Origin of the sequence: Klebsiella sp. I138, from assembly GCF_051131765.1 — a bacterium.
GTDB lineage: Bacteria > Pseudomonadota > Gammaproteobacteria > Enterobacterales > Enterobacteriaceae > Klebsiella.
This window is the reverse complement of record NZ_CP180447.1, coordinates 3,390,307-3,414,004: the sequence shown is the minus strand read 5'-3', so window position 1 is coordinate 3,414,004 and position 23,698 is coordinate 3,390,307. Positions and strand designations below refer to the sequence as shown.

The window sequence follows — 23,698 nt, the reverse complement described above, 5'->3', positions numbered from 1 at the left end:
TGTTTTCAAATAACATCATTATTTCTTATTAATCATTTCGTTAACGCTGTGGTAAACCGAAAGTTGCGATAACGCCAGCGGCGTACTCCGGGGAAAATATAAACCGGAGTCAGGATCGCAAAATGCGGCATTGCCGCTTGATGTGTTACTGAAGTGTGAATAAATATCTTCCTGTCACCCGCCATGAGGAAGCCTTATGTTCTGCGTTACTGCTGCTGCTTCGGAGCACGCTCCGACTGATAATACGGCGCTGGCCGTAGATGAGCTGAGCCAGATTTGCGAAGGGCTGGCACGCCAACGTCCTGAAAATATGCCGGCATTGCTCAACGCGCTGGCGCTCATTGCGCCGCTGCTTAACGCCATTCCCAATGTGGTCTTTTTTATCAAGGATGCCCAGGCGCGCTATCTGCTGACGAACCTGACGCTGGCTCGCCGCTGTGGCTTTAAAAACGTCTCCTCACTGCTGGGCAAAACCTCGGCCGACGTCTTTCCTTCGGCGCTGGGGCAGGGCTATACCGAACAGGATCTGCGGGTGCTGAGAGAGGGAGTGACCCTGCGCGATCAGCTGGAAATGCATCTCTATAACGGGCGTGAACGCGGCTGGTGCCTGACGCAAAAGCTGGCGCTGCGCGATATTCACGGCCAGGTGATCGGCATGGCCGGGATCTCACACGATCTGCAAGAGGCACATGCCAGACATCCGGCGTGGCAGCGGCTGGCGATCGTCGACGATCATATTCGCCGCCACTACCATCGACCGATCTCTATGGAAGAGCTCACCGGATTGAGCGGTATGTCGGTGGCGCAGATCGAACGCTACTGCAAACGGATCTTTCACCTCACGCCGCGGCAGATGATCCACAAAGTTCGCCTGGAAAAAGCCACTGAGCTGCTGGCGGGGGAGACGCCGATTACCGATATTGCGCTGCAGTGCGGCTATACCGATCACAGCGCCTTCAGCCGCCAGTTTAAGGCGATGACCGGCTCCACGCCGCGGGATTTCCGCATGACGCTGGCGGGATAATCGCCGGCTCACACTTTTTGCGACTGTGCTAATTTCGTCATCGTATTGGAAGAAAACCGACAAGCCGCCGGGTCCATGAAACGTCAATCTGTCAGTGAGAATTCACCATTCATTCACTTTGACTTAACAAAATGACGACAAGGAACCGAGCATGAGCAAAAAAGCGATTCACTGGAGCGGCGTATTTCCGGCAGTCAGCACGCAGTTTCGTCAAGATTACTCCCTCGATTTAGATGCCACCCATGCGGTCATGAAAAACCTGGTCAGAGACGGTGTCTCCGGGCTGGTGGTGTGCGGCAGCGTCGGGGAAAATACCTCGCTGACAACCGAGGAAAAACTGCAAATTATCGAAGTGGCGAAGGATGCCGCAGGCGGCAAAGTCCCGGTGATTGCCGGGGTCGCTGAGTTCACCACCGCCTTTGCACAGAAGATGGCGAAAGAGGCCGAGCGCGTTGGCGTTGACGGAATTATGGTGATGCCGGCGCTGGTCTACTCGTCGAAACCACATGAAACCGCCGCCCACTTCCGCAGCGTGGCCACCGCCACCGACCTGCCGATTATGGTCTACAACAACCCGCCGATTTATAAAAACGACGTCACGCCAGACATCCTCGCCACCCTGACTGACTGCGACAATATCGTCTGCTTCAAGGACTCATCCGGCGATACCCGCCGTTTTATCGACCTGCGAAATACCGTGGGCGACCGCTTCGTGTTGTTCGCCGGTCTGGATGATGTGGTCGTGGAAAGCATCGCCGTGGGAGCAGAAGGGTGGATCTCCGGTATGTCGAATGCCTTCCCACGCGAAGGCGAGACCCTGTTCCGCCTTGCCGCGCAGAAACGCTATGACGAAGCCATGACGCTGTATCGCTGGTTTATGCCGCTGTTGCACCTCGATGCGCGCCCGGACCTGGTGCAGTGCATCAAGCTGTGCGAAGAGCTGCTGGGCCGCGGCAGTGCCGTCACCCGTCCACCGCGCCTGGCGCTGGAGGGGGAGACCCGTCAGCAGGTCGTGAACATTGTGGAACAGGCGCTGGCGACGCGCCCTGTGTTGCCGGACGTTGGCCTGTGAGCCGGGGAGCGACGATGAGCGCAACAGGAATGACGGCGGGTTGGCAGTTTATTGCCGGGCGCCGCATAGCCAGCGGTGAAGCCACCCTCCTCAGCCTGCGGGCGGCGGACGGCGAAGCTACCGGACACCGTTTTTATCCGGCCTCCCGGGAGGAGGCCGCACTGGCGGCGCAGGCGGCGGCGCAGGCTTTTGCCGCCTATTCCGGGACCTCGCCAGAGACACGTGCGCGCTTTCTGGAGGCCATTGCCGATGAGCTGGACGGGCTGGGCGAGAACTTTTTTGCCGTTGCCCACGCCGAAACCGCGCTGCCGCTGGCGCGTTTACAGGGCGAGCGGGCGCGGACCAGCGGTCAGCTGCGGATGTTTTCCGGTCTGCTGCGGCGCGGAGATGTCTTGGGGGCGCGGATTGATACCGCGCTGCCGACCCGCCAGCCCCTGCCGCGTGCGGATCTACGCCAGTACCAGGTGGCACTCGGCCCGGTTGCGGTATTTGGCGCCAGCAACTTCCCGCTGGCGTTTTCCACCGCCGGTGGTGATACCGCGTCGGCGCTGGCGGCGGGTTGCCCGGTGGTGGTTAAAGCCCATCCCGGACATATGGCGACCGCAGAGCAGACGGCACTGGCCATCGTACGGGCAGTGGAGAAATGCGCGTTGCCCGGCGGGGTGTTCAATATGATTTTTGGTACCGATATCGGTGCCGAGCTGGTGCGTCATCCGGCAATTCAGGCGGTGGGTTTCACCGGCTCGCTGGCGGGGGGAAAAGCGCTGTACCAGCTGGCGCAGCGGCGCCTACAGCCGATCCCGCTGTTTGCTGAGATGTCGGCGATTAACCCGCTGATAATTTTGCCCCAGGCGCTGGCTGCGCGTGCGGCATCGCTGGCAAAAGAGCTGGTGGCGTCGTTTACCCTCGGCGGCGGGCAGTTTTGTACTCGCCCAGGGCTGATTCTGGCGCTGAAGGGTGAAGGTCTGGAGCATTTTAAAACTTCGCTGTGTGAGCAGGTTCAGACGGCTCCCGCTCAGGTTCTGCTCAACGCACCGACTCTGCAACACTACCGCGCCGGCGTCGAGGCGCTTGAAGCCTGTCCGGGCGTACAGCGGCTGGCCAGTGGGGAAGCACCCGGTGCTCAGCAGGCGCAGGCGCTGCTGTATCTGGCGACGGCGGAGCAGCTGCTGGTGCCGGAGAGTCTGTTGCATCACGAAGTGTTTGGCCCACTTTCCGTGCTGGTGGAGGTGGCGGACGAGGCTCAGCTGATGGCCGTAGTCAGCGGATTGCAGGGGCAACTGACCGCCACGCTACATGCGGATGCGGACGATCGCCTGCTGGCGGGGCGGTTACTGCCGCTGCTCAGTGAAAAAGCCGGCCGGGTACTGTTTAACGGCTATCCCACCGGCGTGGAAGTGTGCGATGCGATGGTGCACGGCGGCCCCTGGCCGGCGACCACCGATGCGCGTGGTACCTCGGTAGGGACCCGGGCGATAGAACGTTTTCTCCGACCGGTTTGCCTGCAGAACGCCCCTGCCGCGTTGCTGCCGCCGGCTTTGCAGGATGCTAACCCTTTGAACCTGCTGCGCCTGGTGAACGGCCAGTGGACCCGGGAAGCTATTTCCCCTTCATGTTGACGCAAGGGCATCACGATGACTATTCACACTACGCATAGCAGTCAAACCCGCGTGACTGAGTCGGGTAAGTTTAAAAAGCAGCTGACCTTAACCGATCTAACGTTCATTGGCCTGGGGGCGATTTTTGGTTCCGGATGGCTGTTTGCCGCCAGCCACGTTGCGTCGATCGCCGGGCCGGCCGGTATCGCCTCCTGGGTGATTGGCGGCTTTGCCGTTCTGTTGCTGGGCATCGTTTACTGCGAACTGGGGGCGGCGCTGCCGCGCGCCGGGGGCATTATTCGTTACCCGGTCTTTTCGCACGGCGAGCTGATGGGGTACCTGCTTGGTTTTATTACGCTGATTGCCTTCTCAAGCCTGATTTCTATCGAAATCGTCGCCGCACGTCAGTATGCCGCGGCCTGGTTCCCGGCGCTGACCCAGCCGGGATCCAGCTCGCCAACCCTGCTGGGCTGGGGGGTACAGTTTCTGCTGCTGTGCTTTTTCTTTGGCCTTAACTACTACAGCGTCAAAACTTTCGCCCGCTCGAATAACTTTATCAGCGTGCTGAAGTTCCTGGTGCCGCTGCTGGTTGTTATCACCCTGTTTACCTTCTTTAAGCCAGAAAACCTGCATACGCAGGGTATTGCCCCGTTCGGCATGTCCGGTGTGGAAGCGGCGATCAGCGCCGGGGGGATTATTTTTGCTTATCTGGGGCTGACGCCGATTATTTCGGTTGCCAGTGAAGTGCAGAGCCCGCAGCGCACGATACCGGTAGCGCTGATTCTGTCGGTGGTACTGTCGACAATTATCTATGTACTGTTGCAGGTGGCGTTTCTCGGCAGCATTCCGACGGAGATGTTAAGCGGCGGCTGGGCGGAGGTGAGTAAACAATTCTCGCTGCCGTATCGCGATATCGCTATTACGCTCGGCATGGGGTGGCTGGCCTTTATGGTCATTAGCGACGCGATTATTTCCCCCAGCGGGACCGGCAATATTTACATGAACGCCACGCCGCGCGTTATTTACGGTTGGGCAAAAGCCGGGACCTTTTTTAAAGCCTTTACCCACATTGATAAAGAGTCAGGGATCCCGCGTCCCGCGCTGTGGCTGACCTTCGGCCTGTCGATTTTCTGGACCCTGCCGTTCCCGTCATGGGAACAGCTGATTAGCGTGGTGTCAGCGGCGTTAGTACTGAGCTATGCGATTGCACCGGTCACCGCTGCCGGGCTGCGTCGCAATGCGCCAGATCTGCCGCGTCCGTTCCGCGTGCGGGCATTCGCGATTATTGGCCCGGTGTCGTTTATGATCTCGGCGCTGATTGTGTACTGGTCCGGCTGGAACACGCTCTCCTGGCTGCTGGGGCTGCAAATCGTCATGTTTGTGGTTTACATCCTGTGCAAGAACAAGGTGCCGGTACATGCCGTCAGCCTGGCGCAGCAGGTAAAATCTTCGCTGTGGCTGATCGTCTTCTACGCGCTGATTATGCTCTTTTCCTGGCTGGGTAGTTTTGGTGGTATTAATGAGATAACCCACCCCTGGGATACGGTGCTGGTGGCGGTGATGTCGCTGGGGATCTATTACTGGGGCGCGCGCAGCTGCCTTCCCCAGGCTAACTTTAGCGGAGACGAAGAAGAGTAGAGGAGAAGGTCATGGAAACGGTAACCCTTTCGTTACCCGAGGCTTATGCGCTGGCGATGCGGGTGCTAAGCGCTAATGGATTCAGTGAAGAGCACGCGGCGGCGGTAGCGCGTAACGTCGCCGGCGGGGAGCGCGATGGCTGCGCATCCCACGGCCTGTGGCGGCTGCTGGGGATTGTTGACACTCTGCGTAAAGGTAAGGTCTCCCCGGATGCCGAGCCGCAAATTGACGACCGGGCTCCGGGGATTGTCCGCGTCGATGCCGGCGGTGCCTTTTCGCTGCTGGCATTTGAGCAGGCGCTGCCGCTGTTGGTGGAGAAGGCGCGCCACAGCGGTATCGCCGCGCTGGCAATCAACCGCTGTGTGCATTTTTCGGCGCTGTTTGCCGACATCGAACCGTTAACGGATGCAGGCCTGGTCGGGCTGGCCTGCACGCCGGGCCATGCGTGGGTGGCACCAGCCGGCGGTAGTTTGCCGCTGTTTGGTACCAACCCCATCGCCTTTGGCTGGCCGCGGGGTGAGGCCCCGCCGTTTATTTTTGATATGGCGACCAGCGTGGCGGCGCGCGGTGAGATCCAGCTGCATCAACGTGCCGGGAAATCGTTGCCGGAGGGATGGGGGATCGATAGTCAGGGCCAGCCGACCACGGATGCCGGGGAGGTTCTTTCCGGTGCGATGTTGACCTTTGGCGGCTACAAAGGTTCGGCGCTGGCGGCGATGGTCGAACTGCTTGCCGGGCCGCTGATTGGCGATATGACCAGTGCGGAATCGCTGGCGTGGGACGGTGGCGCGGGCGGGTTGCCCTACGGCGGCGAGCTGATTCTGGCGCTGGATCCGCAGCGCTTTCTCGGGGCGGATGCGCAGTCGCACCTGGCTCGCGCCGAGACGCTGTTTAATAGCATGCAGTCACAAGGGGCAAGGCTTCCCGGCGAACGGCGTTATCTCTGCCGTCAGGAGAGCGAGCGCCAGGGCGTTACCATTAACCGTTCGTTGTTTGACGAGATTTCCGCGTTGAGCGTGAGTGGTTAAGCCGCGAGGTGCTTTTGGCGTTCCGGGACGACAGGGGAAGTGGCGGACTCCCCCGGTCACCTCCCCGGTGGCGCTGCGCTGACCGGGCTACGGCTCGGTGGCGTATTGTCGGCCGGGCAAGGGGTTTATCAGAATAAGGTGTCCAGCTCTTCCAGCACGGTGTATTCGTCATCGACCAGCAGCAGGGTTTTCCATTTGTCGAAGGTCAGGCACGGGTGGGAGGTGCCGAACACTATAATGTCGCCGACCTGCACATCGCAACCCGGTGCCAGGCGCAGCATACAGTGCTGGTCCATGATCCCGACGCTGACTATCTCATCAGCCTGCAGCGGTAACGGCTTTCCGTGACGATAGTGAGCAACAGGCTGCGGCAGCCCGGCATCAAAGGCGCAATCGCGTTTGCCAAAATTGACCACCGCGCGATCTGCCTCTGGTACCGACTGCACCATCGCCATTAATTCCAGCGCAGAGGTCAGATCGCCCCCCAGATCGCAAGCGATCGGATCGCGGGCGATCAGTTCCTGTTGGGCAATCTCGTAGATCCCCATGTCATGAGTGATGTAGCAGCCTGGCCGAATCACAATCCGGCAGCGATCCGGCTTCTGCGCGGCCAGCCAGACGTTGCACACTACGTCATACCAGACGGTGCCCGCGCCGGTCAGGATAAATTCGCCGTCAACCAGCGGAGCCATCTGGCAGGCGAGTCCGGCGGCCTGGTGCAGCAGCGCTTCAACCTGCGGCTGCGGATCGTCACCGTGCAGCACCCCTTCATACAGCTCCAGCCCGCGAAGCGTCAGGCCCGGAAGCGTGGCAACCTCCTGGGCCAGCGCCCGGGCATCGTCTACGCTGCGACAGCCGCAGCGTCCGCCGGGAACCCCCAGCTCAATCAGGACGTCCAGCGTTTGCTGGCGCGCACTGAAGAACGCCGACAGCGTGCGGGCATTCGCCAGACTGTCCACGCAGCAGAGAAAATCCGCCGCCCGGTAATGTGCCTTCAGCTGTGAAACTACCTGCATGTTGGCCTTGCCGACCAGCTGATTAACCATCAAGACGCGCTGAATTCCGCTGGCCATTGCCGCGCTGGCCTGCCAGGCGCTTCCCACGCCGATACCCCATGCTCCCGCCCGCTGCTGGGCCTGAAAAATCCATGGCGTCATTGTCGTCTTCCCGTGCGGTGCCAGCGAGACGCCGCGGGTATCGGCATAGCGCTGCATCCAGGCAATATTATTTTCCAGTGCCGTTTTTTTCACCAGCGCGGCGGGCAGGCAAACGTCCTCTGCCAGCAGGTTAGCCGGGGATGCCATCACGGCGGATTTGTGCGGGATAAGGGTATCGGAATGGTATTTCATAACACTATCCTTTCAGGGTTTATGTTCGGTTTTTATCTGGGTATCATGTATAAGTTGTTGATATTAATTATTTTAATACTTAAATATTATTCGTTGTGAATAAAAGTATCACAAAACGATCTGGGTTTTGCGTAGTTTTCCACTGTTTTTTCACCTTGTAAATGGTTAACTTGTCGGCATAGTCGAAAGGGAGTAATTGCTATGAAGGTTGACTGGCTTTTCAAAAACGTCACGGTCATTGACGGAAGTGGCGGACCGCAGTATCGCGGCGACGTGGCGGTGACGGGCGACCGTATTGTCGAGATCGCCCCGGCGTTAAATCTAACGGCCGAGCGCGAAATTAATGGCGAGGGCCGCGTGCTGGCGCCGGGATTTATTGATGTGCATACCCATGACGATATCAACGTCATTCGTATGCCGGAATACTTGCCAAAACTGAGCCAGGGCGTAACGACAGTTATCGTCGGCAACTGCGGGATCAGCGCGGCGATGGCGACGATGCGCGGCGACGTTCCAGACCCAATGAACCTGCTGGGTGAACAGGCGCAGTTTATCTATCCCACCGTTGAAGATTACGCGCATGCAGTGGAGGCCGCCCGGCCATCGCTTAACGTCGGCACGCTGATTGGCCATACTGCGCTGCGTAATAACCATATGGACGATTTGTTCCGTCCGGCAACGGATACCGAGATTGCCGGGATGCGCGTCCAGCTGCGGGATGCGCTACGCCAGGGTGCGCTCGGCCTGAGTACCGGTCTGGCCTATGCCAGCGCGTTTCAGTCCACCACTGAAGAGGTGATGGCGCTGGCGGAAGAGCTGGCGGCGGAAAAGGGCATTTATACCACCCATCTGCGTTCTGAATTTGAGCCTATTCTGGAGGCCCTGGACGAAGCGTTTCGCATCGGTCGTCACGGCAACGTCCCGGTGGTGGTGTCGCATCATAAATGCGCCGGGGCTAAAAACTGGGGTCGCACCCGGGAGACGCTGGCCTTCTTTGATGAGATGCGTCAGCACCAGGACATTGCTTGCGACTGCTACCCTTATTCCGCCAGCTCCTCAACGCTGGATATGAAACAGGTGACCGATGAGTTTGATATCGTGATCACCTGGTCGGAATCCCGGCCAGAACAGGCGGGTAAAACGCTCAAGCAGATTGCCGAAGACTGGCAGATGAGCCTGCATGAGGCGGCGGCGCAATTGATGCCCGCCGGGGCTATCTACTACAACATGGATGAGCAGGATGTCCGGCGAGTGATGCGCTATCCCGTCACGATGATCGGCTCCGATGGTTTACCCAACGACCCGATGCCGCATCCGCGTTTATGGGGCGCTTTCCCCCGCGTGCTCGGCCACTACAGCCGTGATGAGCAGTTGTTTCCGCTGACCACGGCGATTCACAAAATGACCGGGCTGTCGGCGGCACGTTTCCGACTGGCGCAGCGCGGGCTGGTGAAAGTGGGTTATTTTGCTGATCTGGTCCTGTTCGATCCGCTGACGGTGCGTGATGTGGCCAGTTTCTCCGATCCGAAACAGCCTGCGGAAGGGATCGAGGCGGTGATGGTGAACGGTATCATGAGCTACGGCAGCGATAAAAAAATTACCGGGCGGGCAGGGCGTTTCCTGCGTCGCCAGATGGACTAAGGAGTAAGTATGAGTATTAAACGTTATGGCGTTGAAGGCGGGACCGGAACCGGCGGGCAGCATCTGCCCTTCGCGCGGGCGGTTGAGGCCGGGGGCTGGCTGTATGTCTCCGGCCAGACGCCGATGAAAAACGGTGAAGTGGTAGAAGGCGGCATTGTCGAGCAGTCGCGGCTGGCGATTCAGAACTGCGTCGATATCATGACCGAAACAGGCTATACCCTGGCGGATGTGGTGCATGTGAAGGTGATCCTGACCGACTCACGCTATTTCCAGTCATTCAATAAAGTGTTCCGCGAGTTCTTTGGCGAGAATCCTCCCGCACGTATTTGCTGCGTTGCCGATCTGGTGGTGGATTGTAAAGTCGAAGTGGATGTGACCTGCTATAACGCCGCTCGCGTATAAATAATAATTCCCCACCGTCGGGTGGGGAGTGACCCATAAAAATGTGACAGTCGTGCCAGATTGAAACCATCAATCGGCGCGAGCAGGGTTGCTTTGCCTTTTTTCTGGCATCGTTACGATTAACTCATAATATTCAGCGGTACGAATATTATTTATTACGCCTGGATGTGAGCAATGAATAATATGTCATTCCTGATTTGGTTTTCCGTTTATGCCTGCGCCATGATTACCTTAGGCTGGTATGTTTCACGTAAGCAAAAGAACGGCGATGATTTCTTACTGGGCGGCCGCTCTTTGCCGATGTTTCTGACGCTGGGCTCGACGGTGGGCACCATGGTCGGTACCGGTTCGAGCGTGGGGGCCGTAGGTTTTGGCTATAGCAATGGCTGGGCGGGGATGCTGTATGGCCTCGGCGGCGCGGTAGGTATTTTGCTGGTAGCGTGGTTATTTGCGCCGGTACGTAAATTTCGATTTATGACCATGAGCGAAGAGATGTCGTATTATACCGGCGGCAGTAAAATTATTAAAAACCTGGTAGCGATCCTTATTTTTATTGCCTCAATTGGCTGGCTTGGCGCCCATATATTAGGTGGTGGGTTATATCTGGCATGGGCCAGCGGTATTGATATTAATGTCGCTAAAGTGATTATTGCGTTGGCATTTGTGGTTTATGTCGGTATCGGTGGTTACTCCGCGGTGGTCTGGATCGATACGATTCAATCGATTGTCCTGTTCGTCGGCTTTATTCTGATGGCGATTTTTGCCGTCCAGCACGTGGGGGGCTGGAGCCATATTCAGCAGGCGGTCGACCCGGCAGCGCAGAGCCTGTTTGCCGTCGATAAGCTCGGCGTGCTTCCCGCGCTCTCCCTGGCAATAGTCATCGGCGTAGGCGTCCTGGCGACCCCTTCCTACCGCCAGCGTATCTACTCGGCGAAAACCGTCTCCTCCGTGCGTCAGTCTTTCACTATCACCGGGCTGCTGTACCTCGGCTTTTCCTTCCTGCCGGCGATTATCGGCATGGCAGTGTGGACCATGAATGCGAACCTCGAAAACAGCGGTTTTGCCTTCCTGTTTGCCACCCAGGTACTGCCACCGGTGCTGGCGATGGCCATTCTGATTGCCGGGATGTCGGCCAATATGTCCTCCGGCAGCTCTGATGCGATTGCCGCGGTTTCTATTATGCTGCGCGACCTTTACACCCTGGTCACTGGCCATATGCCGGCACCGGAGAAAGCGATTCGCCTGTCGCGGATGTTCCTCGTACTGGTTATCGCCCTGGCGCTGGTGTTTGCGCTGACCTCTAACGACATCATCAGCTACATCACCAAAATGATTTCAATGATCATGTCCGGGATGTTTATCTGCACCATGCTCGGCCGTTTCTGGACGCGCTTTAACTGGCAGGGGGCGGTCGCGGCGCTGGCCGGCGGCGCAGGCGCATCGGTGGTGGTGCTGATGAACAGCGACTGGCTGGCCTTCTGGGGGAATCCGTGCATCCCGTCGGTGCTGACCAGCCTGGTGGCTTCGGTGGTGGTGACGCTGGTCACGCCGGCCAGCAGTATGAGCCGTGAGGAGGCGCTGGAGATGATTACCCGCGAACGTGAAAGCCGCCCGGCGCCTGCGCCGTTGCCGATTGGCAAACGTCATCCATCGCAGAGCTAAGGAAGGCGCAATGAAGAGTTATATTGCCGTCGACTGGGGATCGACCCAGCTTCGCGGCTGGCTGATTCGTGACGGGAAATGTGTAGAGACCATTCAGCTCCCTCTTGGGATCTCGCGGCTCAACGGGCAAACGCCAGCGGACGTTTTCCGCCAGTATCTGGCGCCGTGGCGCGGTGAAGCGGGGCTGCCGGTAGTGATGGCGGGAATGATCGGTAGCGATGCCGGCTGGCACGCGGTGCCTTATCTGGCTTGCCCGGCGGCGATTGATGCACCGGGACGTCAGCTGTTTGCCGTTGCTGACGGCGTGTGGATTGTTCCCGGCCTTAAGGTTGATCGGGCCGGGGATTATAACGTGATGCGCGGCGAGGAGACGCAGCTGCTTGGCGCCTGGCAGATAGCGCCGGCGGCGTGCTATGTGATGCCGGGCACGCATTGTAAATGGGTGCAGGTCGAGGAAGGGGTCGTGCGCCATTTTTCCACCGCGATGACCGGGGAACTGCATCATCTGCTGCTCAGTCAGTCGCTGATTGGCAAACAGCTTCCCGATCAGCGGGCGGCTGAGGCGGCGTTTAACCTGGGGCTGGAAAAGGGCATGGCAGCGCCGTCGCTGGTTGTTGACCTGTTTGGCGCTCGTGCGGCACGAGTATTGGGCGTGCTGCCGCCGACATCGGTCAGTGACTACCTTTCTGGTCTGCTGATTGGCGCAGAGGTGGCGGCGTTCAGCGAACGCTACCACGCGGCGCACGTCACGCTGGTGGGTGAATCGGGGCTGAATGACCGTTATTGTCGGGCGATGGCCGCCCGGGGAGTGACGGTCACCCGCTGCGCCGGGGATGAAGCGTTTTTGAGCGGGATAGCGAGGATAATGAATGAACATGCTTAAACTGGTCGCGATTTTACGCGGCATACGTCCGGCGGAAGCCGCGGCGCATATTGATACGCTGATTAGCGCAGGTTTTCGCTATATCGAAATCCCGCTCAATTCGCCGGACTGGCAGCGCAGTATTGAGCAGATGGTGCAGCAGTTTGGCTCGCAGGCGATGATTGGCGCAGGAACGGTGCTTAACGTCGGGCAGGTTGATGTTCTGGCTCAGGCCGGGGCGAAGCTAATCGTGACGCCCAATACACAGCCGGCGGTGATTCGCCGGGCGGTTGAGCAGGGGATGCTGGTCTGTGCCGGATGCGCCACGGCGACGGAGGCGTTTACCGCGCTAGACGCCGGGGCGCAGTGGCTGAAGATTTTCCCTTCGTCCAGCTTTGGCCCTGACTATATTCGCGCTCTGAAGGCGGTACTGCCGCCTGAAGTGCCAGTGCTGGCGGTCGGTGGCGTGACGCCGGAAAACCTGGCTACCTGGGTGCAGGCGGGATGCGCCGGTGCGGGATTAGGTAGCGATTTGTATCGCGCCGGGCAGTCGCCGGGACGTACCCGTGAGCAGGCCCGACGCTTTATTGCCGCTGGCCTGGCTTAATCGCCTAGCGGCTGACGGTCGACGCCGCCGCGGTGGCTGTCGAGCGCCAGCTTGATGCGGCGCAGCCGATCTTTCGCCTGCGGTTTGTTGGCCATCGCCAGTTCGGTGGCCAGCACATCCACCATCGCCAGCATGGCATAGCGGGAGGTGCTGGGTTTGAAAATATAGTCGTTTTCGCGTACCAGCAGCGGCAATACCAGGTCCGCTTGTTCGGCCAGCGGCGTTCCCGCTGGCGTAATGGCGATCACCTTCGCGCCGTACTGCATGGCGATGGCCGCACTCTCAATCATCTCTTTGGTATATCCCCCGAGCGACAGTACGATCACCACGTCTTTTGGCGTCACGGCAGAGCTCATCATCCGCACCAGCAGGCCGTCGTTCTGACTGACAACCGGCAGGCCAAGGCGGAACAGGCGATACTGGATCTCCTGCGCACAGATGGTCGAGCCGCCGCCCATACCGATGGCCAGAATTTGTCGTGCGTCGCTCAGCCAGGAGACGGCGCGTTTTAGCGCCTCAATATCCAGCGCCCGGCGGTTGGTTTCCAGTACGCCAATGATGGATTCGTAAATGCCCTGCACCCCTTCCAGATCCGGCACATCGAGAATAAAGCGCTGGCCGACCGCCAGAGACTGCGCGAGCTTCATCTTCAGCTCACGCACATCTTTGCACCCCAGCGCCCGGGCAAAACGGGTGACGGAGGCCTGGCTGGTACTGGTCAGGCGGGCGATTTCGGCGATGGGTAATTCTGCCGCCGCAGCGACATCATCAAGGATAAACTGGGCGATGCGCTTTTCGGTGACGGTCAGCTCGAGAAAGCGATCGGTGATGCAGGAAATGATATCAATCGAGTAGGCCATACGGAGTACCAGGCGGTAAATTTAGCATGATACTTTGTACCATATTCAGCCCATAAACGCAGCCCTGACCGGGAGGGACTTATAGCGTCAGACGCATGGCGCAGCGGGTCTCTGGCGCCAGACCATGGGCCGATTCCAACTGTCGCCTCGCCGCCAGCCCCGCTGGCAGAGTCTGTTCGTGTAGGATGTAAAATCCCAGGCGGGCGTAAAACGGCGCATTCCACGAGACATTGCGGAAGGTCGTGAGGGTGACGGCCGGGAATGCCATTTTGCGCGCGTGGTCGAGAGTTTGCGCAATCATCTGCCGACCAAGGCCTTTTCCTTGCCATACCTGGAGTACAGAAATTTCGGCGATAAACAGCGCATCGTCCAGTGGCTCGGTTAGCAGGAAGCCTGCCAGCTGTCCGTTCACTATGGCGACCAGGCTGTGACCGGTCTCGACATACCCGTGATGCTGCGAAAGGCTGATCGTCGGGCTATCTGCCAGCCAGGCAAGGTCCGGAAGGGCGCGAAACGCCTGAGCAGCCGAGCGTTCGATGGCGGGCAGGAAAGGGATATCGTTCGGCGTGGCCAGGCGAAATGTCGCCGTGGCGGTTATAGTGTTACTTTTCATCGCTTCAGCATAGCAATCTTCGGGAGAAATGCATGGCATTGATAGCCGTCCCTGCCACTGGCTTTAGCAGCGAGCATCTAAGTACGATTCTCCGTGACTGTTTTGAGGATTACCTGGTGCCGGTTTCGCTGTCGGTGGCGGTGTTTGTTCAGCGCTTCGGCTCGGAGGGGCTGAGCCTGCTTGACTCCTGCGTCTGGCTGGACGGAGAGACGCCAGCGGCTATCGCCATCGTGGCCAGGCGCGGGGATGAGGCCCGACTGGCGGCCTTTGCGGTGCGCCCGGCCTGGCGAGGAAAAGGTATTGGCCGCCGGTTGATGATGCCGCTTATGGCTTCGCTACGGGAACAGGGTGTACGCCGAATGTGGCTGGAAGTGATCCGTGAAAACTATGCAGCAGTAGCTCTGTACCAGTCTTTGGGATTTGTTGTGCATCACGGGCTATGCGGATTTGTCAGTTCCCGGGCGGAACACGCGGTGGCGCCGGAGGCGGAAGAGTGCGATGTGCTCCCTCTGGTACGCCGGGCCGGAGCAGAGGTCGGTGGCCGTCTGCCGTGGCTGATGGACCCGCTTACTTTCGCGACGTTGCCGTGCCGGGCGTTCACGCTAAATCAGCAGGCTTTTGCGGTGCTGGCAACCCTGACCACGACACCGCAGCTACAGTTTCTGTGGGTTGAACCGACGGCTCGCGGCCGCGGCCTGGCGCATAAGATGCTGGCCGCGCTGGCTCGACAGTTTCCCGGACTGAGCACTTCGGTGACCATTCCCGAATCTTTTACGCCGCTATTTAGCGCAGCGGGGTATGCGACCTTGACTCTGAAACAGTATGAGATGTGCGTGGTGCTTAACGCCCTGCCATCAGCAGGGCGTTAAGGGCGCCTCGTTAGTGGCTGCAATATGTAAAACCGAACGGTTGGTAAGGGGCGCTTTACCCGCTTTTCTCCGAGGCGTTTCCCGGAAAACTATCGTCAAACCCAATGTTATCAAAACCGGTGTTAGAGTCCGGCTTTCCTTTTCTTTCAGGTAAGCGGATGGTGATGAAAAAAAGTATAACTTCGACGCCACATGATGCGGTGTTTAAGCGATTTCTTCGCCACCCGGAGACAGCGAATGACTTCCTCATGTTGTACCTGCCAGAAGCGATCCGTCAGCGGTGTGATTTTACGACCCTGCGGCTGGAGCCGGCGAGCTTTGTCGATGAAGATCTGCGTGCCTGGTATTCGGATATATTGTGGTCGGTACAAACCACCTCGGGTCTGGGGTATGTCTATGTGGTGATAGAGCACCAGAGTTCACCGGATAATCATATGGCTTTTCGGTTGATGCGCTATGCAATTGCCGCGATGCAGCGTCATCTGGATGCCGGGCACAAGGAGCTGCCGCTGGTAGTTCCCATGCTTTTTTATCATGGCGTGACCAGCCCCTATCCCTTTTCTCTGAACTGGCTTGATGAATTTGCCGATCCACAGATGGCGAAGACGCTGTATAGTTGTCAGTTTCCGCTGGTTGATGTCACGGTGATGTCGGACGATGACATCGTCCAGCATCGACGGGTCGCTCTTCTGGAGCTGATGCAAAAGCATATTCGCCAGCGCGATCTCACAGGAATTACGGAGTCATTGGCGGCCCTTGTGATGCTGGGATACACTAACCGCAAGCAGTTGAGAATGCTATTTCACTATATGCTGCAGTACGGCAATACCGCCGATCCGGGCGTGTTTCTCCACCGATTGGCCCGCCGTTTGCCACAGTATGAGGAGAGGTTGATGTCTATCGCTCAAAAACTCAAGCAGGAAGGCCGGCAAGAAGGCCGACAAGAAGGTCGGCAAGAAGGTCATCGGGAAGGCTTACAAGAAGGGAGCCGACGGGAAACGCTGCGTATTGCTGGCAGTATGCTACAGAATGGCCTGGATAAAGAGACGGTTCAGCGGATCACCGGACTTTCGGCGGAAGAGTTAAAGCCACTGTACTGTTGATTCCCGGCCTCTCAAACCATTGCCCGGCGTGAAAAATTGCCGGGCAGACTGGTTTTATCCGTCGCTTTTTACCACTTTAAGATCCACCATCCCAATTCCCAGCTGGCGCGGTGCATGGCCGAGGATATTGCCCTCGTTGGTAGACTGCGGGTCCGGCGGGACGATAATCAACGTATCGCTGCGCGACGGGTTGTCGAAATGCAGCGTGGTGGTGGTGACATCGTTGGCCAGGCTGAGGGTTTGTTCACTGTTGCCCACGCGGACTGGGATCGGCTTATTCGCGTTTGGTCCGAAGGCTTTGGCGGTAATCACCAGATCGAATTTTTCCGGCAGTGGTTCTTTAAATTCAATTTTCACTTCACTGCCGAGCTGGGCATTAGACCAGCGGCCCCATGATTCCGGGCGGGAGATACCGCTGAACTGCCTGACCTCTTCCGGCGCCCCGGCAACGTTAAAGACGAAGCTGTCGGCTTTGTAGCGAATGTCGTTATCGACAATCTTCAGGGTGTCGACGTTGCCTTTGTAGCGCGCCATATCGATAACGGTATCTTTAAACGCCGTTTTTCCCTGCCACTGGGGTTTATCAACATGCTGCACCTTTTGCTCGCCACCGAGCTGGCCCTGGGAAACGCACCAGTCGGTGGAGAGCGCCAGCTCAGGCGACCACAGTTGGCCCATTTTGTAGCAGCGATCGATCCACACGAAGTTATCACGCGGGGCAAAATCCGCCAGTTGGAAGCGCAGCGGGGCGGAATATTCGCTCTCCGGCAGTGGCTCAACGCGTTTATCAGACACCCGCAGCAGCAGAGGCAAGCGGAAGTGGCTACCGGAGAAGGAGATCATGTTCTTCCGGGCATCGACGGTGAAGTTTTTCATCTCTTTCGGGAAGTTCCACAGGCGGATAATATCTGGCTTCCACGCCAGCACCTTGTCTTTCATATTCATGAAAATGCCGGACAGCGATTGCCCGGACAGGCTGCTGCGGCCCAGACCGATAAAGTTATCTCCGCCAAGTATGTCCAGCACCGTAGCGCCGTTATCCATGGTATTGCGCTTCACGGCCAGCGTGTCCTGTTGCGGCAGATCGCCACGCAAAATAAAGAACAGATTGCTGCGGTCCTGTTTGTTGAGATAGTCCCAGGCCGTGTTTTTCATCGCCAGATGATCGGAAGAGACCACGATGACCGTATTTTTGAAATACGGTGAAGCTTTAATTTTCTCAATGAGCGCGGCGATATGCTCCTGGCTACAGCTGACTGCGCTAAAGGAGAGGTTCTTTTTCCCGCCGATGTCATAACGCTTACGCTGGCAGGAACGGGAGATAAATCCGTCAGGATGGTGGGTATCGACCGTCAGCGCAAAGAGCGAGAAGCGTTTGCCGGATTGGGAAAGCTCTTCGAATTTTTTCCATGTTTCATCCAGAACGGTGTCATCGTAGAAGCCCCAGTCATTGCGGTAAGTCGGGTCAGCGACCGTCGTTTTCAGCTCTTCAGCGCCGTACAGGTAGTCAAAACCGTGTGATTTCAGGAACACATCTTTTCCAGCGAAACGCAGGTTGGCGCCCTGCACGAAATAGTTTTCATAGCCGGAGTTTTTCAGAATGTCGCCGAGGCAGACATTCTGCGGAAAGAAGCTGGAAACTGAGGCCGACGCGTTGCCCTCAAACGGCGCAAAAAGCGGAATACCGCACTGGGATGCGACCATGCCGGCGATGGTGTAATCAGTACCCGGAAGCTGAGTGGTATTGCTGAAATCAAGGCCTTCATTTTTCAGTTTGCCGAGTTCTGGCGTCAGGTCGGGAAAGGCGTCGTTATCGAAATAAGTGCGTTCGAGGCTTTCTCCGTAGATATAGACCAGATTCAGCTTAGGATTCGGGATGCTCTTCGCCGGTTCTTTGTAATAGGCGATAAAATCAGGATCGCCGTCGCGGGACTGGGATTTGACCAGCTCGCTGATTTGGCGAAATGCCGGGCTGGCATCGACGGAGGCCAGTGCCAGAACCAGCGCCAGCAGGCTGTAGCCAACATGGTGGGGATGATGGCGACGACGGCGCAGTACCCATCCCAGCGCGCTGAATACAGCAACCAGCGCCACCACGATCCCAGCGCCGGGAAGAATATATTTACCGACACCCGCTCCGGTCAGACTGTTGGTCAGCGTATAGAGGACCGCGTCATTAATCCCGTCTCCGGTGAAGTAGTCGCTGGCATAGAGGGTAATATTAAGAACCACAAACAGGCCCAGCACCGTTAACGTGGCGGCAAACCACCAGGTGTTGCGACCGGCTTTTAAGGCATAAATCACCACCGAGGTGAGAAACAAGGCGATGGATAACAACTCTGACACAGTTCACCCTCATTAGCGCCAGTTGACCGCTGGCAGGATAGATCATTTTCCACGGTACACTGTAATTGCAGTGCCATATGGCTGCAATTGTAGAGTCATGAAACTGTGCTGTAGTTCAGAATTGGTTTAGAAATCGTCATTTTTGATCGGTGTCTCACCCCTGGTGAGAGGGGGAGACAGGATGAAAAATGACGAAAATCATGACTGGAGCCGCGTTGGCAACGCTAAGGCGTTAAACGCGGCATCTGTGAGAAAAATCAGGAGAGGAAGTTAACGCCCTGTTTTAAGACCAGATCGCAGGCTTTAGTTTTGACTTTTTCCGCCAGCGGGCTGCTGCCGAGCGTGTTGAGATTCAACTGCTGGCCGCTATTGTTGCTCAGGAGGCCCTGCAAACCTTCCAGGTAATTCGTGTCCTCTTTCTGTTTTTCCGGCGTGCTGAGTCCGAGTTTATCCAGTACCTGATTTTTGACGTTTTCCGTGTTGGTGACCGAGGCCAGCTTTTGCTTGGCGCAATAGGACATAATCCCGGCGGCATTGTTCATGCTGCTGGAGGTCAGGGACTGGCTTCCGCCATTCAGCAGGCTGGTCAGTGAGGACATCGACAGTGCGCCGCTTTCCTGAGAGCCGCTCTGGCTGCTAAGCTGGCTGGCGGCGCTGGAAAGGGAGTCCTGCCAGGAGGCGGCGTGGGCGCCGACGGTAAGAAAAGCGCCGGCGATCAGGGTAGTACGGATTAAGAATTTTGCAGATTTCATCAGTGTACTCATCATGGTTACTTAAGCATTTCTGCAGTATAACCCCGGCAGAGTTCGGAAATATCTTAATACTCTTTGCCGGTGACCCGATGACGGTAGCTATCCCAGTTGAAAATGACCCACAGGCTGTTGCCCAGACGCATACGGTCCATCACGCGTTCGCCAAGCAGCTTGTTCATCTCTTCCATATTGCTGTTGGTCAGCATCCCGGTCGGGCGCTTTGAGGACGATCGGCGATCGACAATCTGGTTAATGATCACTTTTTCATAGCGCGACTCCGTCTGCATGCCGATCTCATCGATCACCAGTAGATCGACCTTGCTCAGGTCGCTAAGGAGCTGTTCTTCGCTGGTTTCCCGATTGCCGAACGTATCTTTCATTGCGGACATAATATCGGCGACAGTAATGATTAATACAGATTTTCCGCGCAGCAGCAGCTCGTTACAAATGGCGGCAGCGAGGTGGTTTTTGCCGGTGCCGGGTTTGCCGGAAAAGATAAAGCTGGCGATGTTGTCATCGAACTCTTCAACGTACTGACGCGCTCTGGAAAGCGCGTTCATCTGGCCTTCGCACTCGACACGGTAATTTTCAAACGAACAGTTCTGATGTAGCGGCCGGATGCCGGAACGGTTAAACGTCCTCTGCATTTTCATCGCGCGGTTTTCGCGCTCAAGGGCTTCGGAACGCAGTTTTCCCTGCTCTTTTTGCCAGGCCAGCAGCTCTTCACCGGTTTTAAACGCCGGTTCGACATGGGCTGGCATCATTTTTTGCAGACGCTTCATCAGGTCGCCAACGTTTTTCATGCTCATCCTCTGAAACCTCGTGGAATGTGGCTATCCGGTTCGCTGACCGTATTCACGTCGCGCCGCGGCTGGCCACCGTTACTGGCCCGGCCGATCTGTACGCTGCGCGCCAGTTTTTGCTGCCATTGCACATGGTGAAAGACTTTGCCTTCCGCCTGCCAGTAGGCCACAAATGCTGCCAGCTCTTCCGGCGTCACCGGTTGGCTGAGAGCAATGCCCCAGAGCGCAGCCATGCGTTCAAAATCAGCATCCGGCTGCCAGTCGGCGTACATGGCGAATTTCCCCATTGGCACAGCGGTTGGCGCAGCGGGAGATTCGTCGAAAAACTGCGTATCGAGCGCCACGTCGCTGTTGGGACGAGCCAGCTTCGCTTCCAGTTCAAGAAGCTGTGCCAGGCGTTCCGGCGTGAGCGCATAGAATGCAGGCGCATTGTTGGCAAAAACGGCAACGGCGCCGCTGGCCGATTTTGCGAGAACGGCCGCGTGGTCCTGAATAAAATCATCCAGGCCGCTAAAATCGGTGGTTAAAATTCGCGAAGACATAACACTATCTCAATTCAGAACAACAATAGAGAGGGGTCATTGCCCCCGGATACCTGTTGTCTTTCAAGCGCTTTATTGCGGGCTACCCGCCTCGAAGCGAAGCGTATCGGGAGCCGCTTTGCTGTTGCAGTAAAGCACATTGAAATCCATTGGCTATAGTAGCACAGCGCCCGGGCAAATCCCTGCGGTGCAGCGCACTATACCCGCGGGCGCTTACGGTACAACCAGAGACCCGGAATGGAAAGGCCGATTGAGAGGGCACCCACGATTGAGGAGGCTTTGAGGAAATTACTCAGCAGCATGATCATCATCTCTTCTGAGTAACCAAAATGGCTAATTTTTACCGCTGAGATCATCGCCGTATAGGCGGAAATACCGGGGAACATGGGTATCACGGCTGCGACGGTGAAAATTTTTGGATGTGCCAGATACCAACGGGACCATTGAATGCCAATACTGCCAACCAGCAGGGCGGCGAGGAACGTTGCCCACTCAATGTTGAAGCCCGCGGTCATCATCACCATGCGTGAACCGTGGCCGATCGCGCCCAGCAGCGCACACCAGCGCAGCGCGCGCTGCGGCACGTTAAAGACCATCGCGAATCCGGCTGCCGGGATTGCCGACAGCGCCATATCCTGAAGCAAAGTGAACAGATACGAGATTATACCCATCCGCGCAGCCCCCACACGGTCATTGCCATGACCACGCCAATGCAGGTGGCCAACGTCAGCAGGCTGGCCAGCGCCCAGCGCGCCAGGCCGGTATTGATATGCCCTTTAAACATATCCGCAACGGCGTTAATCAGGGGAAAACCGGGGACCAGCAGCAGGACGCTGGCGGCCATGGCTACCGTTGAAGTATTGGTAAAGGCGGGAAGACGTAGCATCAACCCGGAGATGGTAGTCGCGACAAAGGCGGTGATGCAGAAGTTGATCTGCGGATGCATCGAGCGATGGGTCAATAGCTGGCGAATATACATGGCGACGGTGCTGGCGCAGAAGGTGACCAGCGCGCCGTCCCAGCCGCCGTTGTTAAGCTTGCAAAAGCAGGCGCAGGACAATCCGACCATTAACACCACCAGCCAGCGCGGATAGCGCAGGGGCTTAATCTGGGTAAAGCGCTTTTCCACGTCCTTGTAATCCAGTAGCTTATGCTCGGCCAAAATCACAATATGCTGCACCTCCGTCACGACATGCATGTTAATACCGCGATCGACGTTCTTTCGCGTAGAGGTCAGGCATTCACCGTCTTTAATCGTCGTGAGCACAATGGCGTTCGAGGAGATGGCGCTTTCGACGCTGTCCATACCGAGCGCCCGTCCCAGGCGAGTCGATAGCTCCTCAACCAGTGCGCTCTCCGCCCCATGCTGTAACAAGAAAAGCCCACATTGAATACAGAGTCGCGTAATGGCGCGCTGAACTGCCCGATCTGCTTGCATAAGTACCCGCTGTCCGTCACATCCGATGTTGCCGTGTCTGTTGATACTTTAACCTGAACGCCTGCTTTCTCTCAGGGGGGCGGGATCAAACAATGTGCAAAAAGTCGCCTTCAGCGGCCAAAATCGAATTTGAACTCTGTCTCACTTTCAGAAAACTGTTGGAAAGTGCAATTTTTACACGAATTATTGCCTTCTTTTTCATGCCCTGGTTATCAAAAATGCAGCAAGGAACTTTTATTAAACAAAAAACAAACAAATAATTAACCGATCGGGAGTGAGACAACCCAATGAAAACACAGGTCGCAATTATTGGCGCCGGCCCTTCCGGGCTTCTGCTGGGGCAGCTATTGCATCATGCCGGGATCCGCACTGTTATCCTCGAACGGCAAACGCCAGAGTATGTGCTGGGGCGCATTCGGGCCGGGATTCTGGAAAGTGGCACCGTCGACCTCTTGCGAGAAGCGGGGGTGTCGCAACGCATGGACGCGGAGGGCCTGGTGCATCACGGGGTGGAGTTTTTATTTGACGGGAAGCGGGTACCCGTTGCGCTGACGGAGCTTACCGGCGGGAAAAGCGTCATGGTTTATGGTCAGACCGAGGTGACCCGGGATTTAATGGCGGCGCGTGCTGAATGCGGGGCGCCGATTATTTATGGCGTCAGTGATGTGGTGATTCAGGACGCGAAGAGCGACCGGCCGTCACTCACCTTCATCAGCGGCGGGGAAACCTGTCGGCTGGAGTGTGATTTTATTGCCGGCTGCGATGGATTTCACGGCGTCTCGCGACAAAGCATCCCGCGCGACATTATTAAAGAGTATGAAAGCGTCTGGCCGTTTGGCTGGCTGGGTTTGCTGGCGGATACGCCGCCGGTCAATCCGGAGTTGATTTATGCCCACCACGAGCGAGGTTTTGTTTTGTGTAGTCAGCGCTCACTAACTCGAAGCCGCTACTATTTGCAGGTCCCGCTGAGCGATAAGGTGGAAGCCTGGTCAGACGAACGCTTCTGGGGCGAGTTAAAGCGCCGCCTGCCGGATGAGCTCTCAAGCAAGTTAGTGACTGGTCACTCACTAGAGAAAAGCATTGCGCCGTTGCGCAGCTACGTGGTGGAGCCGATGCAATACGGGCGGCTGTTTCTGGTAGGGGATGCGGCGCATATCGTACCGCCGACCGGAGCAAAGGGACTGAATCTGGCCGCCTCCGATGTGAATTATTTATGGCGGATCCTGCGCGAATATTATCACCGTGGCCGCACCGATCTGCTGGCGAGCTATTCTCGTTTTGCCCTGGATCGCGTGTGGAAAGGGGAAAGGTTCAGCTGGTTCATGACCCGCCTGTTGCATGATTTTCCGCAGCAAAGCGAGTTTGATAAAAAAATGCAGGCGGCGGATCGCCGCTATTACCTTGGTTCACGTGCCGGGCTGACCACTATTGCGGAAAATTATGTCGGTCTGCCCATGGAACGTGTGGCATAGGGTGGAAACAGCAGGAG

At 57.4% G+C, this 23,698-nt stretch carries 22 protein-coding genes and 1 pseudogene; 13 read left to right on the top strand and 10 right to left on the bottom strand.

Annotated features, from left to right (window positions below):
- Window positions 1-196: 196 nt before the first annotated feature.
- From ACMYSK_RS15915 to ACMYSK_RS15895, 5 genes are all read left to right on the top strand, one after another.
- Window positions 197-1,024 (top strand): helix-turn-helix domain-containing protein, encoded by an 828-nt coding sequence (locus tag ACMYSK_RS15915; protein ID WP_434636751.1) that lies wholly within the window; start codon window positions 197-199, stop codon window positions 1,022-1,024.
- Window positions 1,025-1,175: 151 nt separating this feature from the next.
- Window positions 1,176-2,096: a dihydrodipicolinate synthase family protein gene (locus ACMYSK_RS15910; protein ID WP_434636749.1), complete on the top strand. Its 921-nt coding sequence runs from the start codon at window positions 1,176-1,178 to the stop codon at window positions 2,094-2,096.
- 14 nt (window positions 2,097-2,110) lie between these two features.
- Window positions 2,111-3,715, top strand: coding sequence for an aldehyde dehydrogenase (NADP(+)) (locus ACMYSK_RS15905; protein ID WP_434636747.1), 1,605 nt, complete (start codon window positions 2,111-2,113; stop codon window positions 3,713-3,715).
- Between the two features lie 15 nt (window positions 3,716-3,730).
- On the top strand, window positions 3,731-5,332 hold the full coding sequence (locus tag ACMYSK_RS15900) for an APC family permease (protein ID WP_434636745.1): 1,602 nt from the start codon (window positions 3,731-3,733) through the stop codon (window positions 5,330-5,332).
- A gap of 11 nt (window positions 5,333-5,343) precedes the next feature.
- Window positions 5,344-6,360, top strand: a complete 1,017-nt coding sequence (locus tag ACMYSK_RS15895; protein WP_434636743.1) for an Ldh family oxidoreductase — start codon at window positions 5,344-5,346, stop codon at window positions 6,358-6,360.
- Between the two features lie 128 nt (window positions 6,361-6,488).
- Here ACMYSK_RS15895 and ACMYSK_RS15890 read toward each other — a convergent pair whose 3' ends face one another.
- Both ACMYSK_RS15890 and ACMYSK_RS15885 read right to left on the bottom strand, forming a co-directional pair.
- Window positions 6,489-7,709: an amino acid deaminase gene (locus ACMYSK_RS15890; RefSeq protein WP_434636742.1), complete on the bottom strand. Its 1,221-nt coding sequence runs from the start codon at window positions 7,707-7,709 to the stop codon at window positions 6,489-6,491.
- 79 nt (window positions 7,710-7,788) lie between these two features.
- Window positions 7,789-7,933: pseudogene (locus tag ACMYSK_RS15885) on the bottom strand (hypothetical protein).
- Between ACMYSK_RS15885 and ACMYSK_RS15880 the strand changes: the two are divergent.
- The 5 genes from ACMYSK_RS15880 (at window position 7,911) to ACMYSK_RS15860 (ending at window position 12,883) form a co-directional block, all read left to right on the top strand.
- Window positions 7,911-9,350, top strand: a complete 1,440-nt coding sequence (locus tag ACMYSK_RS15880; RefSeq protein WP_434636739.1) for an N-acyl-D-amino-acid deacylase family protein — start codon at window positions 7,911-7,913, stop codon at window positions 9,348-9,350. The pseudogene ACMYSK_RS15885 and the gene ACMYSK_RS15880 overlap by 23 nt on opposite strands.
- 9 nt (window positions 9,351-9,359) lie before the next feature.
- The gene (locus ACMYSK_RS15875) at window positions 9,360-9,752 is read left to right on the top strand and encodes a RidA family protein (RefSeq protein ID WP_434636736.1); all 393 of its coding nucleotides are present in this window, start codon (window positions 9,360-9,362) and stop codon (window positions 9,750-9,752) included.
- Window positions 9,753-9,926: 174 nt separating this feature from the next.
- Window positions 9,927-11,414, top strand: coding sequence for a sodium:solute symporter family protein (locus ACMYSK_RS15870; RefSeq protein ID WP_434636734.1), 1,488 nt, complete (start codon window positions 9,927-9,929; stop codon window positions 11,412-11,414).
- A 10-nt stretch (window positions 11,415-11,424) separates the two neighbouring features.
- On the top strand, window positions 11,425-12,297 hold the full coding sequence (locus tag ACMYSK_RS15865; RefSeq protein WP_434636732.1) for a 2-dehydro-3-deoxygalactonokinase: 873 nt from the start codon (window positions 11,425-11,427) through the stop codon (window positions 12,295-12,297).
- A complete protein-coding gene (locus ACMYSK_RS15860) occupies window positions 12,284-12,883 on the top strand; it encodes a 2-dehydro-3-deoxy-6-phosphogalactonate aldolase (RefSeq protein WP_434636730.1) in 600 nt (199 codons plus the stop codon). Before ACMYSK_RS15865 ends, ACMYSK_RS15860 begins: the two co-directional genes overlap by 14 nt.
- Here the strand turns inward: ACMYSK_RS15860 and ACMYSK_RS15855 are convergent.
- Both ACMYSK_RS15855 and ACMYSK_RS15850 read right to left on the bottom strand, forming a co-directional pair.
- Entirely contained in the window at window positions 12,880-13,743 is an 864-nt protein-coding gene (locus ACMYSK_RS15855; RefSeq protein ID WP_434636728.1) for a MurR/RpiR family transcriptional regulator, read from the bottom strand. The genes ACMYSK_RS15860 and ACMYSK_RS15855 overlap by 4 nt on opposite strands.
- A 79-nt stretch (window positions 13,744-13,822) precedes the next feature.
- Window positions 13,823-14,356, bottom strand: coding sequence for a GNAT family N-acetyltransferase (locus tag ACMYSK_RS15850; protein ID WP_434636725.1), 534 nt, complete (start codon window positions 14,354-14,356; stop codon window positions 13,823-13,825).
- A gap of 32 nt (window positions 14,357-14,388) precedes the next feature.
- Here ACMYSK_RS15850 and ACMYSK_RS15845 point away from each other — a divergent pair, with 32 nt between their 5' ends.
- Entirely contained in the window at window positions 14,389-15,225 is an 837-nt protein-coding gene (locus ACMYSK_RS15845; protein WP_434636723.1) for a GNAT family N-acetyltransferase, read from the top strand.
- Window positions 15,226-15,383: 158 nt separating this feature from the next.
- Window positions 15,384-16,328: an Rpn family recombination-promoting nuclease/putative transposase gene (locus tag ACMYSK_RS15840; RefSeq protein WP_434636722.1), complete on the top strand. Its 945-nt coding sequence runs from the start codon at window positions 15,384-15,386 to the stop codon at window positions 16,326-16,328.
- 54 nt (window positions 16,329-16,382) lie between these two features.
- On the opposite strand, the gene opgB is transcribed toward ACMYSK_RS15840, so the two are convergent.
- From opgB to ACMYSK_RS15810, 6 genes are all read right to left on the bottom strand, one after another.
- The gene (gene opgB / locus ACMYSK_RS15835) at window positions 16,383-18,674 is read right to left on the bottom strand and encodes a phosphatidylglycerol--membrane-oligosaccharide glycerophosphotransferase (RefSeq protein ID WP_434636720.1); all 2,292 of its coding nucleotides are present in this window, start codon (window positions 18,672-18,674) and stop codon (window positions 16,383-16,385) included.
- Window positions 18,675-18,931: 257 nt separating this feature from the next.
- On the bottom strand, window positions 18,932-19,426 hold the full coding sequence (locus ACMYSK_RS15830; RefSeq protein WP_434636718.1) for a DUF2501 domain-containing protein: 495 nt from the start codon (window positions 19,424-19,426) through the stop codon (window positions 18,932-18,934).
- 65 nt (window positions 19,427-19,491) lie between these two features.
- Entirely contained in the window at window positions 19,492-20,229 is a 738-nt protein-coding gene (dnaC, locus tag ACMYSK_RS15825; protein WP_434636716.1) for a DNA replication protein DnaC, read from the bottom strand.
- 2 nt (window positions 20,230-20,231) lie between these two features.
- Window positions 20,232-20,771: a primosomal protein DnaT gene (dnaT, locus tag ACMYSK_RS15820; RefSeq protein WP_434636714.1), complete on the bottom strand. Its 540-nt coding sequence runs from the start codon at window positions 20,769-20,771 to the stop codon at window positions 20,232-20,234.
- 197 nt (window positions 20,772-20,968) lie between these two features.
- Entirely contained in the window at window positions 20,969-21,442 is a 474-nt protein-coding gene (locus tag ACMYSK_RS15815) for a threonine/serine exporter (protein WP_032689593.1), read from the bottom strand.
- On the bottom strand, window positions 21,433-22,209 hold the full coding sequence (locus ACMYSK_RS15810; RefSeq protein WP_434636712.1) for a threonine/serine ThrE exporter family protein: 777 nt from the start codon (window positions 22,207-22,209) through the stop codon (window positions 21,433-21,435). The genes ACMYSK_RS15815 and ACMYSK_RS15810 overlap by 10 nt, the downstream gene beginning before the upstream one ends.
- Window positions 22,210-22,496: 287 nt before the next feature.
- On the opposite strand from ACMYSK_RS15810, the gene pobA reads away from it, so the two are divergent.
- Complete coding sequence (pobA, locus tag ACMYSK_RS15805; RefSeq protein WP_434636709.1) at window positions 22,497-23,681, top strand: 4-hydroxybenzoate 3-monooxygenase; 1,185 nt, start codon at window positions 22,497-22,499, stop codon at window positions 23,679-23,681.
- Window positions 23,682-23,698 lie beyond the last annotated feature (17 nt).

Coding starts and splice junctions, on each gene's coding strand:
- ACMYSK_RS15910 (WP_434636749.1), top strand. CDS start 1,176: ATGAGCAAAAAAGCGATTCACTGGAGCGGCGTATTTCCGGCAGTCAGC.
- dnaT (WP_434636714.1), bottom strand. CDS start 20,771: ATGTCTTCGCGAATTTTAACCACCGATTTTAGCGGCCTGGATGATTTT.
- ACMYSK_RS15840 (WP_434636722.1), top strand. CDS start 15,384: ATGGTGATGAAAAAAAGTATAACTTCGACGCCACATGATGCGGTGTTT.
- ACMYSK_RS15845 (WP_434636723.1), top strand. CDS start 14,389: ATGGCATTGATAGCCGTCCCTGCCACTGGCTTTAGCAGCGAGCATCTA.
- ACMYSK_RS15880 (WP_434636739.1), top strand. CDS start 7,911: ATGAAGGTTGACTGGCTTTTCAAAAACGTCACGGTCATTGACGGAAGT.
- ACMYSK_RS15895 (WP_434636743.1), top strand. CDS start 5,344: ATGGAAACGGTAACCCTTTCGTTACCCGAGGCTTATGCGCTGGCGATG.
- ACMYSK_RS15860 (WP_434636730.1), top strand. CDS start 12,284: ATGAACATGCTTAAACTGGTCGCGATTTTACGCGGCATACGTCCGGCG.
- ACMYSK_RS15905 (WP_434636747.1), top strand. CDS start 2,111: ATGAGCGCAACAGGAATGACGGCGGGTTGGCAGTTTATTGCCGGGCGC.
- ACMYSK_RS15815 (WP_032689593.1), bottom strand. CDS start 21,442: ATGGGTATAATCTCGTATCTGTTCACTTTGCTTCAGGATATGGCGCTG.
- pobA (WP_434636709.1), top strand. CDS start 22,497: ATGAAAACACAGGTCGCAATTATTGGCGCCGGCCCTTCCGGGCTTCTG.
- ACMYSK_RS15865 (WP_434636732.1), top strand. CDS start 11,425: ATGAAGAGTTATATTGCCGTCGACTGGGGATCGACCCAGCTTCGCGGC.
- ACMYSK_RS15915 (WP_434636751.1), top strand. CDS start 197: ATGTTCTGCGTTACTGCTGCTGCTTCGGAGCACGCTCCGACTGATAAT.
- ACMYSK_RS15850 (WP_434636725.1), bottom strand. CDS start 14,356: ATGAAAAGTAACACTATAACCGCCACGGCGACATTTCGCCTGGCCACG.
- ACMYSK_RS15855 (WP_434636728.1), bottom strand. CDS start 13,743: ATGGCCTACTCGATTGATATCATTTCCTGCATCACCGATCGCTTTCTC.
- dnaC (WP_434636716.1), bottom strand. CDS start 20,229: ATGAAAAACGTTGGCGACCTGATGAAGCGTCTGCAAAAAATGATGCCA.
- ACMYSK_RS15900 (WP_434636745.1), top strand. CDS start 3,731: ATGACTATTCACACTACGCATAGCAGTCAAACCCGCGTGACTGAGTCG.
- ACMYSK_RS15870 (WP_434636734.1), top strand. CDS start 9,927: ATGAATAATATGTCATTCCTGATTTGGTTTTCCGTTTATGCCTGCGCC.
- ACMYSK_RS15875 (WP_434636736.1), top strand. CDS start 9,360: ATGAGTATTAAACGTTATGGCGTTGAAGGCGGGACCGGAACCGGCGGG.
- ACMYSK_RS15890 (WP_434636742.1), bottom strand. CDS start 7,709: ATGAAATACCATTCCGATACCCTTATCCCGCACAAATCCGCCGTGATG.
- ACMYSK_RS15810 (WP_434636712.1), bottom strand. CDS start 22,209: ATGCAAGCAGATCGGGCAGTTCAGCGCGCCATTACGCGACTCTGTATT.
- ACMYSK_RS15830 (WP_434636718.1), bottom strand. CDS start 19,426: ATGAAATCTGCAAAATTCTTAATCCGTACTACCCTGATCGCCGGCGCT.